The organism is Mycobacterium sp. IS-1496 (assembly GCF_001499995.1).
In the GTDB taxonomy this organism is placed as follows: domain Bacteria; phylum Actinomycetota; class Actinomycetes; order Mycobacteriales; family Mycobacteriaceae; genus Mycobacterium.
The window spans coordinates 277,624-290,536 of sequence record NZ_LQIU01000012.1; the positions used below are offsets into that span (position 1 = coordinate 277,624).

At 70.1% G+C, this 12,913-nt stretch carries 14 protein-coding genes; 6 read left to right on the top strand and 8 right to left on the bottom strand.

The genetic code is table 11. The features are described from left to right. The first annotated feature begins 26 nt into the window (after window positions 1-26). Both AU195_RS08825 and AU195_RS08830 read left to right on the top strand, forming a co-directional pair. A complete protein-coding gene (locus tag AU195_RS08825) occupies window positions 27-821 on the top strand; it encodes a CbtA family protein (protein WP_059158665.1) in 795 nt (264 codons plus the stop codon). Next, complete coding sequence (locus AU195_RS08830; RefSeq protein ID WP_059158666.1) at window positions 818-1,369, top strand: histidine phosphatase family protein; 552 nt, start codon at window positions 818-820, stop codon at window positions 1,367-1,369. Before AU195_RS08825 ends, AU195_RS08830 begins: the two co-directional genes overlap by 4 nt. 22 nt (window positions 1,370-1,391) lie before the next feature. On the opposite strand, the gene AU195_RS08835 is transcribed toward AU195_RS08830, so the two are convergent. Both AU195_RS08835 and mhuD read right to left on the bottom strand, forming a co-directional pair. Continuing rightward, window positions 1,392-2,732 (bottom strand): serine hydrolase, encoded by a 1,341-nt coding sequence (locus tag AU195_RS08835; RefSeq protein ID WP_059158667.1) that lies wholly within the window; start codon window positions 2,730-2,732, stop codon window positions 1,392-1,394. Between the two features lie 13 nt (window positions 2,733-2,745). Further along, entirely contained in the window at window positions 2,746-3,075 is a 330-nt protein-coding gene (gene mhuD / locus AU195_RS08840; RefSeq protein WP_059093243.1) for a mycobilin-forming heme oxygenase MhuD, read from the bottom strand. A gap of 38 nt (window positions 3,076-3,113) precedes the next feature. Between mhuD and AU195_RS08845 the strand changes: the two genes are divergently transcribed. After that, window positions 3,114-3,956 carry an alpha/beta fold hydrolase gene (locus AU195_RS08845; protein ID WP_082702996.1) on the top strand — a complete coding sequence of 281 codons (843 nt, stop codon included), beginning with the start codon at window positions 3,114-3,116 and terminating at the stop codon, window positions 3,954-3,956. On the opposite strand, the gene AU195_RS08850 is transcribed toward AU195_RS08845, so the two are convergent. Continuing rightward, window positions 3,930-4,193 (bottom strand): hypothetical protein, encoded by a 264-nt coding sequence (locus AU195_RS08850; protein ID WP_059158668.1) that lies wholly within the window; start codon window positions 4,191-4,193, stop codon window positions 3,930-3,932. The two genes, AU195_RS08845 and AU195_RS08850, sit on opposite strands and share 27 nt — an antisense overlap. A 71-nt stretch (window positions 4,194-4,264) precedes the next feature. Here AU195_RS08850 and AU195_RS08855 point away from each other — a divergent pair, with 71 nt between their 5' ends. After that, complete coding sequence (locus AU195_RS08855) at window positions 4,265-5,245, top strand: GlxA family transcriptional regulator (protein WP_059158669.1); 981 nt, start codon at window positions 4,265-4,267, stop codon at window positions 5,243-5,245. Window positions 5,246-5,252: 7 nt separating this feature from the next. Here the strand turns inward: AU195_RS08855 and AU195_RS08860 are convergent, their stop codons facing one another. The 3 genes from AU195_RS08860 to AU195_RS08870 form a co-directional block, all read right to left on the bottom strand. Further along, a complete protein-coding gene (locus AU195_RS08860; RefSeq protein WP_059158670.1) occupies window positions 5,253-5,936 on the bottom strand; it encodes a class I SAM-dependent methyltransferase in 684 nt (227 codons plus the stop codon). Window positions 5,937-6,018: 82 nt separating this feature from the next. After that, on the bottom strand, window positions 6,019-7,890 hold the full coding sequence (locus AU195_RS08865) for a putative bifunctional diguanylate cyclase/phosphodiesterase (RefSeq protein WP_059158671.1): 1,872 nt from the start codon (window positions 7,888-7,890) through the stop codon (window positions 6,019-6,021). Between the two features lie 60 nt (window positions 7,891-7,950). Next, complete coding sequence (locus tag AU195_RS08870) at window positions 7,951-8,817, bottom strand: iron-sulfur binding domain-containing protein (protein WP_059158672.1); 867 nt, start codon at window positions 8,815-8,817, stop codon at window positions 7,951-7,953. A 29-nt stretch (window positions 8,818-8,846) separates the two neighbouring features. Here AU195_RS08870 and AU195_RS08875 point away from each other — a divergent pair, with 29 nt between their 5' ends. Further along, window positions 8,847-9,467, top strand: a complete 621-nt coding sequence (locus AU195_RS08875) for a carbonic anhydrase (RefSeq protein WP_059158673.1) — start codon at window positions 8,847-8,849, stop codon at window positions 9,465-9,467. Window positions 9,468-9,557: 90 nt separating this feature from the next. Then, window positions 9,558-10,334 (top strand): hypothetical protein, encoded by a 777-nt coding sequence (locus tag AU195_RS08880; RefSeq protein WP_059158674.1) that lies wholly within the window; start codon window positions 9,558-9,560, stop codon window positions 10,332-10,334. Between the two features lie 4 nt (window positions 10,335-10,338). Here the strand turns inward: AU195_RS08880 and disA are convergent, their stop codons facing one another. After that, the gene (disA, locus tag AU195_RS08885) at window positions 10,339-11,454 is read right to left on the bottom strand and encodes a DNA integrity scanning diadenylate cyclase DisA (RefSeq protein ID WP_059158791.1); all 1,116 of its coding nucleotides are present in this window, start codon (window positions 11,452-11,454) and stop codon (window positions 10,339-10,341) included. A gap of 43 nt (window positions 11,455-11,497) precedes the next feature. Continuing rightward, window positions 11,498-12,898, bottom strand: coding sequence for a DNA repair protein RadA (radA, locus tag AU195_RS08890; protein WP_059158675.1), 1,401 nt, complete (start codon window positions 12,896-12,898; stop codon window positions 11,498-11,500). Between the last annotated feature and the right edge of the window lie 15 nt (window positions 12,899-12,913).

Genomic DNA, 12,913 nt, shown 5'->3' on the forward strand with positions numbered 1-12,913 from the left:
CACGGGCAGAGGACAGACAAGTCAACATGGAGAAACAGATCATCGGGCGCGGCGTGCTGGCCGGTGCCCTCGCGGCCGTCGTCGCCTTCGTTTTCGCACGGATTTTCGTCGAACCCGTCATCGACCGGGCCATCGAGTACGAAGACGGCATCGGCGCAGCCCACCAGGCCCTCGAACATGCGGGACACGGCCACAGCCACGGCGACGACGGCGGCGGGTTCTCCCGTGCCATCCAGATGAACGTCGGCCTGGGCTTCGGCATGCTCGCGTTCTGCGTGGCGATGGGCGCGCTGTTCGCGATCGTGTTCGCGGTCGCCTACGGGCGGGTCGGCGACGTCTCGGCGCGCCTGCTGTCGCTGTACGTTGCCGGCGGCATGCTGCTGAGCCTCTACGTCGTGCCGTCGCTGAAGTACCCGGCCAGCCCGCCCGCGCTCAGCCTCGACGAGACCCTGCGCCAGCGGACGCTGCTCTACCTGCTGATGGTCGTCGTGTCGGCCGCACTCCTGGTGGGCGCCGTGTACCTCGGCCGTCGACTACAGGAGCGGCTCGGCACCTGGAACGCCACGCTGGCGGGCGCCGGTGCCTACGTGCTGGCCGCCGCGGTGCTGATGCTCATCCTGCCCACCATCGACGAGACCCCCGGTCCGCTGCGTGACGACGCCGGGGCGATCGTCTACGAGGGATTCCCGGCCGACGTGCTCTACGACTTCCGGCTGTACTCGCTGGGCACGCAGATCGTGATGTGGGCGACGATCGCGCTGGTGTTCGCACCGCTGGCGTCGCGTCTGCTCGACGGCCGGCGCGAGGTCCTCCGGACGTGAGCGAGATCGTCCGGCTGACACTGGTGTCGCATGCGATGACCGACGCCGTGTCGGCCGGACGATTCCCCACCGACGAACCGCTGAACGCGCAGGGACACCGCCAGGCCGACGCCTGCGTCGAACTCGGGTCGACCGACACCGCGTACTGCGGGCCGGAGAAGCGGACCAGGCAGACCGCCGAACTGCTCGGCGTCCACGCGGTCGTCGAACCGCTGCTCGCCGATCTGGACTGCGGCCGGTGGCGCGGTGACGTGCTGGGCGGTGTCGATCCCGCCGAACTCGCGATCTGGCTCACCGACCCCGCCCAGGCGCCGCACGGCGGGGAGACGGTGATCCAGGTGATCGAGCGGGTGCGCCGGTGGATGGACTCGCTGGCCGGCCGGCGGGGCAGGGTCGTCGCCGTCACCCATCCCGCGGTCGTGCGTGCGGCGATCCTGGTGGCGCTCGACGCCCCGGCCAGATCGTTCTGGCGGATCGACGTGGCGCCGGTGAGCCGGACGGTGCTGCACTTCCGCGCGCACGCGTGGACGTTGCGCACCCCCCTTTGACCGGCGCGCGTGGGCTGCGCGGCTAATCCGCGACCGGCACCATCGCGAACGTCTGGTGCACGATCGACAGCAGCCATCGCGCCGCGGTCCGGCTGCGGTACCGGGGCCAGTTGAGCTGGAAGCTCACCACCCACGCCTGGCCGGTGTGGTCGACGGCGTACCAGCTGAACGTCAGATCGCCGGGCAGGTTGCCGCCCTTGGCGCCGATGTACGGCCACTTCGCGCGGTCGAGGTCCACCCCGGGGATGGCCGACAAGATGTCCCTGACGGGTGCGGCCTCGCCGACGGCGGCGGCCTGCAGGGCGGCGTGGACGCGGCAGATGTCCGACGCGCTGCCGTACCATTCGGCGCCGTAATCGGACGCCGGGGTGTGCGTGCGGGTCGGGTCGGGTTCGTACGGACGCGAATCGGTCTGCTCGAGCAGCGCGGCGCGACCGGCGCGGTCGGCCTTCTTCCACTGTTCGCGCAGATCCGGCTCACCCCAGCCGACCGAGAACATCTCGTGCATGGTCGGGAACGGCGTCATGCTGGCCGGATCGTGGTGACCGGCGGCCACCAGCGCCCGCTCCACCGCACCCGGGCCGAGACGCTCGATCAACAGGTCGGTGGCCATGTTGTCGCTGGCGGAGATCATCTGTTGGGCCGCCTCGCGGACCGAGACGGTCGCACCGGGCGGCAGTTCCTCGAGGCCGGCCGATCCGACGGCCTTCGCGCGCTCGGTGATCGTGAGCCGGTCGTCCCAGTCCACGCCGCCGTCCGTGACGGCCTGGGCCACGGCGAGCAGCACGTAGAGCTTGAAGATCGACGCCAGCGGCAGCGACATCTCGGTGTTGGTGCCCGCCACCTTCTGGCACTTGCCGATCGGTCCGCCCTGGCCGACCCGCGACACCTGGTAGGAGTAGCGCGCGCCGGAGGCGCCCAGCACCGCGTCGATGTCGGCCCACTTCTCGATCATCGGCGGGCGCAGCGTCACGTCGAACCGGTCGACCAGACCGTTGTCGTCGGTGCGCAACTCGATGTCCTGCTCGGCGCCGTAGGGGGTCTTGACGTGCAGGGTCGCGGTGCCGGCACGGATGTCCACGCCGGTGACGGTGATCGGGCGATCCCACCACAGGTTGCCCATGGCGTCGATGATCTCGTCGACCTGGTCCTCGACGGCCATCGTGCGCACGTTGACGTCACCGATGGGCCAGTCGGAGTTGACCATGTCCATGGTCTGCTTGGCGCGCAGGCCCTGTGGCGTACTGGTACCGATGTGCGCGCCGTAGGCGGCGTCGGCCGGAGCGGTGCTGTCCTCACCGCATCCGGACACTGAGGAGACGACGAGCGCGGCAGCAGTCACCAGGCCGGCCACCCGGCGCACTGTCCGCGTCGCGTCAGGCCTTCTCGCCGGACCCCGCAACGTCGAGCACGACCTCGAACTCCAGCAGCGAGGCGCCGGTGGCGACCGGGTTGGCGGCCTGACCCTTGTGCGCCTCGATCGCCGGGCCGGTCGCCCACGCCTGGAACGCCTCCTCGGTCTCCCACTGCGTGACGACGAAGTAGCGGTTCTCGCCCTTGACGGGCCGCAACAGCTGGAAGCCGAGGAAGCCGGGCTGATTGTCCACGGCATGCGCGCGGTGCGCGAAGCGCTTCTCCAGTTCCGGGCCGGCGTCCGGCGGAACCTCGATTGCGTTGATCTTCACCACAGGGTTCTGGCTGGGCATGCGGTCAGGTTACCGCTTGGGCTGGGCAAGATGAGCACATGGACTCCCCACTGTTGACCCCCGGGGGCGGCCCCCGTCTGATCGTCAGGGGTGACCCCCGTCTGATCGCCAGGGGTGGCCCCCGTCCGATCGCCAGGGGTGGCGACGGCGCACCCCTGGTGCTGGTGCACGGCCTGATGGGACGCGGCACCACCTGGGGGCGTCAGCTTCCGTGGCTCTCGCGCCTCGGCACGGTCTACACCTACGACGCGCCGTGGCACCGCGGCCGCGACGTGGTGGAGCCCCATCCGATCAGCACAGAGCACTTCGTGGCCGAACTCGCCGGTGCGGTCGAACGCCTCGGCTGCCCCGCCACGCTGATCGGACATTCGATGGGCGGGCTGCACGCGTGGTGTCTGGCGGCGGCCCGGCCCGATCTGGTGACCGCGGTGGTGGTCGAGGACATGGCGCCGGACTTCCGCGGCCGGACCACCGGGCCGTGGGAGCCGTGGCTGCACGCGCTGCCGGAGGAGTTCGAGACCGAACAGCAGGTGTTCGCCGAGTTCGGCCCGATCGCGGGGCGCTACTTCCTCGAGGCGTTCGACCGCACCGCGACCGGGTGGCGGCTGCACGGGCGGCGGCGCCACTGGATCGACATCGCCGCCGAATGGGGGCTGCGGGACTACTGGCGGCAGTGGCAGCAGGTGCGGGTCCCGGCCCTGCTGCTGGAGGCGGGCAACTCCGTCACGCCGCCGGGGCAGATGGGTCGCATGGCCGAGACCGGCTGGCGGACAACATATCTGCGAGTTCCCGACGCGGGACACCTGATCCACGACGAGCAGCCGGAGGTCTATCGCGGCGCCGTCGAGGCCTTCCTAGCGACGCTCGCCCAGGGCGCCTGAGGCCGGCCACACCGGGTGTTCCTCGAACCGGGTGCGGATCGCGTCGAGTTCGTGCTGGACGCGGTAGGTGTCGCGGTCCTCGTCGCGGCGGCTGTCGAATCGCCCTGCCATCGGCGCCCACACGCGGAACTGGTCGAGATCCCAGCGCAGGACACCGGCCCGGCGCGCCGTCCAGATCAGCACGGCGGTCAGGGCGAACGGACTCGACACGGCAAGTGAGATCAGTGCTGTACTCATGGCAGTTATCTTTCGACTGGACACATCCCGCCAACAGTGGCAGCACTGCCGTCTTGCGCTAATATGCTGCCATGGCGTTGAAAAGCGTATCGACACTGGTGCTCGACGGTCTAGCGGTTTTCGAGTTCGGCGTCATCTGCGAGGTTTTCGGTATCGACCGCTCCGCGGACGGCGTCCCCAATTTCGACTTCAAGGTCTGCGGACCGGTGGCGGGCGAACCCGTGCGCACGACGATCGGCGCGCACCTCACCCCGCAACACGACTTCGACGATCTGCTCGGCGCGGACCTGGTCGCCGTACCCGCGATCGCGTCGGGCAAGAACGGTTATCCGCCCGAGGCGCTGGAGGTGCTGCGCGAGGCGGCCGCGCGGGGTTCGATCATCCTGACGGTCTGCTCAGGGGCCTTCGTCGTCGGCGCCGCGGGATTGCTCGACGGCAGGCCGTGTACGACGCACTGGATGTACGCCGATCTGCTCGCGCGGATGTACCCCACCGCCCGCGTCGACCGCAACGTGCTGTTCGTCGACGACGGCAACTTGATCACCAGTGCGGGCACCGCGGCCGGGATCGACGCCTGCCTGCACCTGGTCCGGCGCGAACTGGGCAGCGAGGTCACCAACCGGATCGCCCGCCGGATGGTGGTGCCACCGCAGCGTGACGGCGGCCAGCGCCAGTACATCGAACAGCCGATCCCGGTCAGGTGTTCGGAACGCTTTGCGCCGCACCTGGATTGGATCGTGGCCAATCTCGACAAACCGCACACCGTCAGCACGCTCGCCCGCCGGGCGAACATGTCGGCGCGCACCTTCGCCCGCCGCTTCGTCGAGGAGACCGGCACCACCCCCATGCAGTGGGTCACCGATCAGCGGGTGCTCTACGCGCGCCGGATGCTCGAGGAGAGCGATCTCGACATCGACCGCATCGCCGAGCGGTCCGGGTTCGGTACGGCCACGCTGCTGCGCCACCATTTCCGACGGATCATCGGGGTGACGCCCACCGATTACCGCAGGCGGTTCTGCTGCAACGACACCGAGGCCGAGCAGACGGCCTGACGGCGAATCACTCGGGTGCGCGCCGCCCGGCGATCATGACGAGCGGGGAGTCGGGGATGCGGCCCACTTCTGCGTCGACGAGGTCGACACCGTCGGCCAGGGCGCGCGCGTCGTCGAGATCGATCGACCGGCCGGCGATCCACGTGCGGAACACCGCCAGGTTCGGACCGTCGAGGAAGCGGGGGAACTTGTAGTGCTTGATGAAGTTCGCCGAATCGTCGAAGGTCGCGCTGCGGTCGGCGTCGGTGACCAGAAGCGGGCCGCCCGGCTTGAGCACCCGCACGCACTCGGCCATCCCGGTCTCGCGTGATGTCCAGTGCTTGACGGAGCCGTAGCTGATCACGCCGTCGAAACTGCGGTCGGCGAACGCCAGCTTCGTCGCGTCGCCGTGCTGGAAGGTGACCCGGTCGCCGTAGTCGCGCAGTCGCTTTCGCGAGCGCTTGAGCTGCGGTTCGGACAGGTCGATCCCGATGATCGTCAGATCCGGGCGCTGATCGGCCAGGTACTGGGTGAACAGGCCACCGCCCGAGCCGACGTCGAGGATGTGCGCGTTCTGCGGCAGCAGGTTCAGGAACTTCTCGTCGATGATGGCGCGCGACCGGTACACCGACGGTGCGACCACCGCCTCGTACATCAGCGCGTGCGCCGACGAGTACGTCGCGGTGATGTGATTGAACGGCGCCACTGCCACGGGACGGCTCCTTCGTTTTGCTGGCGAACGAGGTTCTTCTTACTCCACGCGCCTGGCGGTGTCGAGCGCTGGCTAACTCAGGTCAACCGAACTCCGGCCGGCCGGCGGTGTCGTCGCGCAGCGCGTCGACGACGATGTGCCCCTCGCGGAACAGCGCCTCCATCGCCGCGCCGTCGACCGGACGGGACAGCATGAAGCCCTGCGCGCGGGGGCAGCCCAGTTCCAGCAGGGTCTTGGCGGCCGCGACGGTCTCGACGCCCTCGGCGACCACTTCGAGTTCGAACGCGTCGGCCAAGGCCAGGATGGCCCGCACGATCGCCAGGTCGCCCGGACTGCTGCCCAGGTCGCGCACGAAACTGCGGTCGATCTTCACGGTGTCGACGGGAAGCGACTTCAGGTGTGTGAGAACGCTGTAGCCCGTGCCGAAGTCGTCGATCGCGATGCGCACGCCGACCTCTTTGAGCGCCGCCAGCGTGTGCCGGGTGGCCTCGATGTCCTGCACCACGACGCTCTCGGTGATCTCGAGGCACACCGCGGATCCGTCCACCCCGAACTCGTCGAGGGTGCCGGCGACGGTCGCCGCGAAACCGTCCGAGACCAGTTGCACCGGTGAGACATTGATGCGCAGGATCGCGTCCCCGGCGGTGCGGCGCGAGCGCCAGCGGGCGAAGTCGGCGCATGCCGAGCGCATCACCAGACGGCCGAGTTTGCCTGCGAGGTTGATGGATTCGGCGACTCCGATGAACGACTCGGGCAGCAGCAGCCCCCGCGTCGGATGCCGCCAGCGGACCAACGCCTCGGTGCCGAGCACCTTCCCGGTGCGCATGTCGACCTCGGGCAGGTAGTGCAGGACCAGCGCACTGCTGGCCTCGTCTATCACGCCTTCGAGGTGCAGCTCGATGTCGTTGCGGATGGCGTGCTGCGACGCCATCTCCGTGGTGAACACCGCGGTCTTGCTGCCGCCGGTGCTCTTCGCCGACAGCGCGGCCTGATCGGCGCGGCGCAGCAGGTCCGAGGTGGTGTCGTCCCCGGGGGTTCCGACGGCGACACCGATACTGACCGTGCGAGCGAGCATCTCGCCGTCGATCACCACCCTGCGCTGCAGCCAGGTCTGCAGCCGGCGGGCGAAGCTCTCGACCGTCCGCACGTCCATCGGCTCGTCGGGCACCACCACGAACTCGTCACCGCCGACACGGGCAATCACGGCGGGTTTCTCGGTTCCGGCCCGCAACCGCTCGGCGAACATCTTGATGAACTGGTCGCCGGCGCTGTGTCCCAGATAGTCGTTGACGGTCTTGAGGCGGTCGAGGTCGAGGAAGAGCACCGACACCGGACCGGGCTGCCCCTCGGCGAGCCGGGCGTCGAGGTGGGCCATCAGCGCCCGGCGGTTGAGCAGTCCGGACAGGTCGTCGTGTTCGGCGAGGTACTGGAGCTGTTCCTCGGCGGCGATGCGGGCCTGCAGCTGGGCGAACAGGGTCGCGATCGCCTGCAGCGCGTTGAGCTCCTCCGGGGTCCACTCGCGGTCGCCGGTCTTGATGAAGCCGAGGATGCCCGAGGTGATGTCGCCCGACAGCAGCGGGACACAGGCCATCGACACCGACGGCACACCGGTGCCCTCCTCGATGCGGCGCTGATAGTCATCGTTGGTCGGCTCGGGACGCACGATCAACGGTGTCTTGAGGTATTCGGCCTGCCGGAAGACCGGGTCGGCCTCGGAGAAATAGATCACCCCGATCGGATCCGGATCCGGGAAGGGATCGCGGATCGGCCACTCGGCCACCAGCCTGGTGGCCTTGATGGTGTGGTCGTTGTGACGCAGGAAGCTGAAGTCCACGCCCAGATGGGCGACGACGTCGGCGAGGACCCGGGTGCAGCTGTCGACCACGTTGGTGGCGGTGGCCGCCATCAACTCCGCGGCCGCCGCGGTGACGACCTGATCCAGGCTCCGGGTCATGTGCTCACGGTATCCCGCAAGACGTTCACCGGGTGGGTGACCATGCTGGTACGGCCGTGTTCACGAACCCTCGCCCGCGAGTGCGAAGCGGCCGTCGGCGGTCTGCTCGACCAGCCCGTCGATCAGCAGCGAATCCAGCGCGCGGTCGCGCTGCGCCGGATCGGTGAGCCACACGACGTCGAGTTCGGCGCGGGTGACCGGCGACGGACTGCCGCGCAGCACGTCGAGCAGGCGGCCCCGCACCTGGCGGTCGGTGCCGGCGTAGCGCTGCACCTTCCGTGCCGGTGTGGTCGCCGCCGGGAACCCGAGCGCGCGCCACGTGCAGGTTCCGAGCGGGCACAGTCCGCACCGCGGCGCGCGGGCCGTGCACACCGTCGCGCCGAGTTCCATGACCGCGACCGAGAACCGCGGCGCCGCAGCGCCTTCCGGGAGCAGGGCCGCGACGTCGTCCAGGTCACGGCGGCTCGCCGGGCTGTCGGCGCGGCCGTGCACCGCGCGGGCGACCACCCGGCGGACGTTGGTGTCGACCACCGGCACCCGCTGCCCGTAGGCGAAGCAGGCGACCGCTCTGGCGGTGTACGCGCCGATGCCGGGAAGGGTCAACAACACCTCGACGTCCGAAGGCACCTCGTCACCGTGTTCGGCCGCGATCACCGTCGCGCACTCGTGCAGACGCTTCGCGCGGCGCGGATACCCGAGCTTGCCCCAGGCGCGCAGCACGTCGGCGACGCCGGCCGCCGCGGTGGCCGACGGGGTGGGCCAGCGCGCGATCCAACTCAGCCAGACCGGCTCCACGCGGGCCACCGGCGTCTGCTGCAACATGAACTCGCTGACCAGGATCTGCCATGGCGTCACGCCGGGCCGACGCCAGGGCAGATCCCGCTGTTCGCGGTCGTACCACGCCAGAAGGACGGCCGGATCGATCATCGCTCAACCACTCAGGCACAATATGCGGCATGCCGAATACCAGCCCGGTGACCGCGTGGAAGGCACTCAAGGAGGGTAACGAGCGCTTCGTCGCGGGTCGGCCCGAACATCCGAGCCAGAGCATCGACCACCGCGCCAGCCTTGCCGAGGGGCAGCGGCCCACCGCGGTGGTGTTCGGTTGCGGCGACAGCCGGGTGGCCGCCGAGATCATCTTCGACCAGGGTCTCGGCGACATGTTCGTCGTGCGCACGGCGGGCCACGTCATCGACTCCGCGGTGCTCGGCTCGATCGAGTTCGCGGTGGCGGTGCTCGAGGTCCCGCTGGTCGTGGTGCTCGGCCACGACAGCTGCGGTGCGGTCAAGGCCACGCTGGCCGCGCTCGACGAGGGTGTGGTGCCCGGCGGGTACGTGCGTGACATCGTCGAGCGGGTCACCCCGTCGATCCTGCTGGGCCGCCGAGACGGTCTGACCAGGGTCGACGAATTCGAGGAGCGCCACGTCAACGAGACCGCGGTGCAGTTGCGCGACAGGTCCACCGCGATCGCCTCGCGCATCGAAGCGGGCAAGGTCGCCATCGCCGGTGTGACCTACCACCTGGCCGACGGCCGCGCCCAGCTGCGCCATCACCTGGGCGACATCGGCGAGGCGTAGGAGCCGGTCCGCTCGTCGAGTGGGCGCTCATCGCGCGACACGCCGGGTCACCTCGGACGTTCCCGCCTGACCGGGCCTTACCGTTGGTGTGTGCTGGATCTGGAACCGCAAGGCCCGCTGCCGACGCAGATCTATTGGCGGCGCAGAGCGCTCGCGCTGGGCATCGCGGTGGTGGTCATCGGGATCGTCGCCGCAGTGGTCGTGATGGTGGTGTCGGGCGGTTCCGGCGCGGAGACGAAGAACGCCGACAAGCAGTCCGCCGCCCCCGCCGAGGCCGGGCCCACGCCGCTGCCGGGGGAGAACCCCGAGGTCAAGACGCCCATCGTGCCGCCGCCTCAGCAGGCGCCGCCGCCCCCCCCGCCGCCCACCGCGGCCGTCGCACCGCCGCCGGTGCTGCAGGAGGGCGACGACTGCCCGGATTCCACGCTCGCCGTCAAGGGCATCACCAGCCAGCCCGAGTACGTCGTCGGCGATCAGCCGAAGTTCACGATGGTCGTCACCAACATCGGCCTGGTCGCCTGCAAGCGGGACGTGGGCGCGGCCGTGCTGGCGGCGTACGTGTACTCGCTCGACAACACCCGCCTGTGGTCGAACCTCGACTGCGCCCCGTCGAACGAGACGCTGGTCAAGACGTTCGCCCCGGGTGAGCAGGTCACCACCGAGGTCACGTGGACGGGGATGGGTTCGGCACCGCAGTGCCCGCTGCCCCGTCAGCCGATCGGCGCGGGCACCTACAACCTGATCGTGCAGCTGGGCAATCTCCGGTCGTCGCCGGTGCCGTTCATCCTGGCGCCCTCGACCCCGCCGGGTCAGGCGCCGGCGCCCGGTGCGCCCGGCGGCCAGCCTCCCGCTCCCGGCGCGGGCTGAGCCGTCAGGCCAGCCGGTCGGCGATCGTCGATTCGGCCAGCAGCGACAGACCCTCCCTGATGTGGCGCGCCCACATCGAACCGATGCCGTCCACCGACTGCAGATCGTCGGCGCTAGCGGCGAGCAGACCCTGCAGTGAGCCGAACGAACGCACCAGCAGATCGACGTGGGCGAACTGCAGGCGGGGGATGCCGGCCATCGCGCGGTAGCCGCGGGAGCTCATCGCCGAATCCTGCGCCTCCAGCGTGGACGGGTACCCGAAAACCCTTGCCAGCGTGGTGAAATCGAGCAGTTCGTTGTCCGACAGCGAATCCAGTTCGTCGAGTGTCGCGCTGACCTGTGCGGGGGTCGGCGGGTCGGGGTTGGCGTGGTAGTCGCGCACGATCAGCTCGCGGGCGGTGTCGTTGTCGCCCACGAGTTCCTCGAGCTGCAGTTTGAGCTGACGGCCGTCGGTGCCGAGTTCCACCACGTCGGCGTCGATCTCCAGGCTGATGCGCCGCACCATCTCCAGCCGCTGCACGACGGTCATCACGTCGCGCAGCGTCACGAAGTCCTCGATCTCCGCGGTCGACAGCTGGCGGCTCACCTCGTCGAGGCGCGACTTGTAGCGCTCGAGGGTGGCGATGGTCTGGTTGGCCCGCGACAGGATCGTCGGGGTGTCGGGCACCACGTGCCGCTCACCGGCCACGTACACGGTCACGATGCTCATCGAGTGGCTGACCGAGATCACCGGATACCCGGTCTGGATCGCGGTGCGCTCGGCGGAGCGGTGGCGTGTGCCGGACTCGTCCGTCGGGATGGACGGGTCGGGCACCAGCTGGACGTTGGCCCGCAGGATCCTCGTGCCGTCGCTGGAGAGCACCACGGCGCCGTCCATCTTCGACAGCTCGCGCAACCGGGTGGGGGCGTAGCGCACGTCGAGTTCGAAACCGCCGTCGCAGATCGCCTCGACGCTGTCGTCGTAGCCCAGCACGATCAGCGCTCCGGTGCGGCCGCGCAGAATGCGCTCCAGACCGTCGCGCAGCGGCGTGCCCGGTGCCAGCCGGCCGAGCGTCTCCCGCAGCGTCGGACGAGCCAGCTGGACGACGTTGCCGCTCGTCCTGGCGGTCTTCACGGCCATCATGCCTCCTGGGCGCGCTGCCGCCTGCTCTTCGCGCAAGCGCTCATCGGCCGCCATTGTCCGCGATGCGGTCCAGCACCCGCAACGCCGCCGCGATGTTCTCGGCGGGCAGCAGCCGCAGCTTGGGCGGCACCCCCGTCGTGCCGGGCGGGACGACGGCGGTGGTGAAGCCCAGCCGGGCGGCTTCGGCGAGGCGGCGGTCCATGCCCGTCACCCTGCGCAGATCGCCTGCCAGACCGAGTTCGCCGATCACCACCGAATTGGCCGGCATCGGCCGTTCCTTGCGGGCCGAGGCCATCGCGAGGGCGACCGCGAGATCCGACGACGGGTCGGTCAACCGCATGCCGCCGACCGTCGACAGGTAGATGTCGCACGGACCGACCTGAAGCCGGGCGTGCTTGTCGAGGACGGCGGCGATCATCGCGGCGCGGGCCGAGTCGATACCGCTGACGGCGCGGCGGGGGTGCGGGCCGGTGGGCGGACCGACCAGTGCCTGCACCTCGCCGATCAGCGGCCGCTTACCGTCGAGCGTCACGGTCACCGCGGTACCCGCCACCGGGGTGTCCCGCTGGTCGCGGAACAGCCCGGACGGATCGGCCACGCACTCGATGCCGTTGTCGTGCAGCTGGAAACAGCCGACCTCGTCCGCGGCGCCGAACCGGTTCTTCACCCCGCGCACCATCCGCAGCGTCGAATTGCGGTCGCCTTCGAAGTGCAGCACCACGTCGACGAGGTGTTCCAGCGACCGCGGCCCGGCGATCGCGCCGTCCTTGGTGACGTGGCCGACGAGCACCATGGCGATGCCACCGGGGCCGCCGGGGCCCGCGGCGCCCTTGGCGTACTGGGTGAGCGCGGTGGTGACGGCCCGTACCTGGGTGACGCCGCCGGTGACGCCGTCGTTGTCGCTGGTGGACATGGTCTGCACCGAGTCGACGACGACGAGGCTCGGCTGCACGGCGTCGATGTGGCCGAGTGCGGTGGGCAGATCCGATTCGGCGGCCAGGTACAGCTCGTCGTGGGCGCAGCCGGTGCGCTCGGCCCGCAACCGCACCTGCCCGGCGGACTCCTCACCGGTCAGGTACAGCGCCCGCCGCCCGGAGACGGCCCAGCGGTGTGCGACCTCGAGGAGCAGGGTCGACTTGCCGACGCCCGGATCGCCGGCGAGCAGGGTCACCGAACCGGGTACCAGCCCGCCGCCGAGGACGCGGTCGAGTTCGCTGATCCCCGTCTCGTCGTGTCGGGTCCGGCCCGGGTCGATGCTGCTGATCGGCACGGCGGGGGAGGTGGGAGCCACGGCGCGGCGGGCGGGTGCGCCCGCGACGGCGGCCAGGACCGCGACCTCCTCGACGGTTCCCCACGTGCCGCAGTCCGGGCAGCGGCCGACCCATTTGGCGGTGAGATGCCGGCACTCAGAACAGCGGTATTGCGAACGTGCCTTGGCCACACCGACGACGGTATC

Excerpts from the sequence above, each read along its gene's own strand:
- mhuD (WP_059093243.1), bottom strand. The coding sequence starts at position 3,075 with ATGCCCAGCCAGAACCCTGTGGTGAAGATCAACGCAATCGAGGTTCCG.
- AU195_RS08825 (WP_059158665.1), top strand. The coding sequence starts at position 27 with ATGGAGAAACAGATCATCGGGCGCGGCGTGCTGGCCGGTGCCCTCGCG.
- AU195_RS08865 (WP_059158671.1), bottom strand. The coding sequence starts at position 7,890 with ATGACCCGGAGCCTGGATCAGGTCGTCACCGCGGCGGCCGCGGAGTTG.
- disA (WP_059158791.1), bottom strand. The coding sequence starts at position 11,454 with ATGGCCGTGAAGACCGCCAGGACGAGCGGCAACGTCGTCCAGCTGGCT.
- AU195_RS08845 (WP_082702996.1), top strand. The coding sequence starts at position 3,114 with ATGGACTCCCCACTGTTGACCCCCGGGGGCGGCCCCCGTCTGATCGTC.
- AU195_RS08850 (WP_059158668.1), bottom strand. The coding sequence starts at position 4,193 with ATGAGTACAGCACTGATCTCACTTGCCGTGTCGAGTCCGTTCGCCCTG.
- AU195_RS08875 (WP_059158673.1), top strand. The coding sequence starts at position 8,847 with ATGCCGAATACCAGCCCGGTGACCGCGTGGAAGGCACTCAAGGAGGGT.
- AU195_RS08870 (WP_059158672.1), bottom strand. The coding sequence starts at position 8,817 with ATGATCGATCCGGCCGTCCTTCTGGCGTGGTACGACCGCGAACAGCGG.
- AU195_RS08855 (WP_059158669.1), top strand. The coding sequence starts at position 4,265 with ATGGCGTTGAAAAGCGTATCGACACTGGTGCTCGACGGTCTAGCGGTT.